Origin of the sequence: Anaerostipes sp. CAG:276 (genome assembly GCF_000432215.1) — a bacterium.
In the GTDB taxonomy this organism is placed as follows: Bacteria; Bacillota; Clostridia; order Lachnospirales; family Lachnospiraceae; genus Anaerostipes; species Anaerostipes caccae.
Map to the genome: position 1 here is coordinate 1 of NZ_FR889190.1, position 2,097 is coordinate 2,097.

Consider the following 2,097-nt stretch of genomic DNA (forward strand, 5'->3'; position numbering starts at 1 on the left):
GTGTCTCTTAAATCCTGCTGCCGGACTTTTGTGTATTGGAGGAGCCATTTTATCCTTTGCCTGGTATTACCGGATGTCGATGAAACAGTTTGGCGGCATTACAGGAGATCTCGCAGGGTGGTTTCTGCAGATATGTGAGCTGTCTGCGGCCATATGCCTGGCCGTAATAGAGAAAATAATGTAAAGGAGCAGCCATGATCATCATCATAGGAGGAGCATTTCAAGGGAAAAAACAATATGCGGAAAGGGTCACCGGCATTCCGGGAGATCAGATGACAGACGGAGCGGATTGTTCTTTGGAGGAGATTTATTCCTGTCAATGCCTGTATCATTTTCATGAATGGGTCAGGCGGAAACTGCCGGATATAAAGGATTATGAACAGGAAGCCAGGAAAATTTTTGAGGCAAACCCGGAGCTGGTCCTTATAGCTAATGAACTCGGCTGCGGTGTTGTGCCGGCGAATGCATTTGACCGGAATTTCAGGGAGACAGAGGGAAGGCTTCTTACCTGTCTGGCCGGGATGAGCAGTGAAGTGCACCGGGTCGTGTGCGGAATAGGGACGGTGATAAAGGGATGATCAGAGGATACGTGATCCGGCACAGCATGACAGAGAGTAATGCTTCAGGCCGCTATGCTGGAAAAAGAACAGATGAAAATTTAAGCCCGGAAGGGATCTCCTTGTGTCTGGACCGGATATATCCGCAGACAGACGTGGTCTATACAAGCCCTATGAGGCGGTGTATACAGACTGCCGGACTTCTTTACCGCGGAAAAAAGCCGGTGATCCGGGAACAGTTTGCTGAGTGTGATTTCGGCATTTTTGAGGGAAAGAACTACATAGAGTTATCCGATGAACCGAAGTATCAGGAATGGATCGACAGCAACGGAACCCTCCCTTTTCCTGGGGGAGAGAGCAGAGAAGAATTTCAGGCCAGGTGTCTTGAAGGGTTTTCTCTATGCATAGAGCACTGCATACAGTATCAATATAGAACTTTTGCAATGGTAATCCATGGAGGAACGATCATGAGTATTTTAGACGGATTTGCCGTCACTCACAGGGATTATTTTGACTGGCAGGTAAAAAATCTGGAGGGATATGAAATAGAGACAGATGAGAAACAATGGGTCATAGGCAGTCATGAAATCTATATCAGAAAAGAGGGATCAGACATATGGAAGTAAGAGCAGCAGCATTATTGTTTGGTTTTTTCCTGGACTTCCTGTTCGGCGATCCCCGCTGGCTCTGTCATCCCGTCCGCCTGATCGGTTCTGCCATATCAGCGGCGGAAAAAGGAATACGGTCTGTTTTTCCTCAGACACCACGAGGAGAACGGGCGGGAGGAATTCTTCTGATCCTCCTGATCGGGTCCGCATCCTTCGCCCTTCCGTTTTTTGCTTTGAAAATACTGTACGGATGGAGCCAGGCGGCAGGGTTTCTTTTGGAGTCTTTTTTCTGTTATCAGCTGACGGCGGCAAGGGGGTTAAAAGATGAAAGTATAAAAGTTTACAGAGAGCTTACCGAAGGATCTCTTTTAGGGGCCAGAAAGGCAGTTTCCATGATCGTCGGAAGAGATACAGAAGAACTAACCCGCACCGGTGTTATAAAGGCCGCCGTGGAGACCGTGGCGGAAAATACATCGGATGGAGTCGTGGCCCCGTTATTTTATATGACATTAGGCGGTGTTCCGCTGATGTTTCTCTACAAAGCCATCAACACGATGGATTCCATGGTGGGATATAAGAATGAACAATATCTGAATTTCGGCAGATATCCGGCGAAATTGGATGACCTGGCAAATTATATCCCTGCAAGGCTGTCTGCATGGTTTATGATTGCCGCCTGTATTTTTACCGGAAATGATGTGCCGGCGGCCAGACGGATTTACAGGAGAGACAAAAGAAACCATAAGAGTCCCAACGCTGCCCACACGGAAGCCGTGACAGCGGGGGCTCTGCATATCCAGCTGGCAGGAAATGCCTGGTACTTTGGAAAACTTTATGAAAAACCAACCATAGGCGATGATTTAAGACACCCGGAGCCGGAAGATATAAAAAGAGCCAACGGCCTTATGTACGGATGCAGCCTCTTGGCAGGC

The 2,097-nt window shown here is 48.1% G+C and carries 4 protein-coding genes; all 4 read left to right on the plus strand.

Going from position 1 to position 2,097, the window contains the following annotated elements:
* The coding region (locus QVP35_RS08270; protein WP_288187816.1) for an adenosylcobinamide-GDP ribazoletransferase at positions 1–184 on the plus strand (184 nt) is incomplete at its 5' end.
* A gap of 10 nt (positions 185–194) precedes the next feature.
* The gene (locus QVP35_RS08275; RefSeq protein WP_009289696.1) at positions 195–578 is read left to right on the plus strand and encodes a bifunctional adenosylcobinamide kinase/adenosylcobinamide-phosphate guanylyltransferase; all 384 of its coding nucleotides are present in this window, start codon (positions 195–197) and stop codon (positions 576–578) included.
* On the plus strand, positions 575–1,183 hold the full coding sequence (locus QVP35_RS08280; RefSeq protein WP_009289695.1) for a histidine phosphatase family protein: 609 nt from the start codon (positions 575–577) through the stop codon (positions 1,181–1,183). The genes QVP35_RS08275 and QVP35_RS08280 overlap by 4 nt, the downstream gene beginning before the upstream one ends.
* Positions 1,174–2,097, plus strand: a 924-nt coding sequence (gene cbiB, locus QVP35_RS08285) for an adenosylcobinamide-phosphate synthase CbiB (RefSeq protein ID WP_288187818.1), incomplete at its 3' end; no start/stop codon positions are given. The genes QVP35_RS08280 and cbiB, both read left to right, overlap by 10 nt.

What these genes read in the sequence shown, in the direction of transcription:
- QVP35_RS08275 (WP_009289696.1), top strand. Translation starts at nt 195, where the DNA reads ATGATCATCATCATAGGAGGAGCATTTCAAGGGAAAAAACAATATGCG.
- QVP35_RS08280 (WP_009289695.1), top strand. Translation starts at nt 575, where the DNA reads ATGATCAGAGGATACGTGATCCGGCACAGCATGACAGAGAGTAATGCT.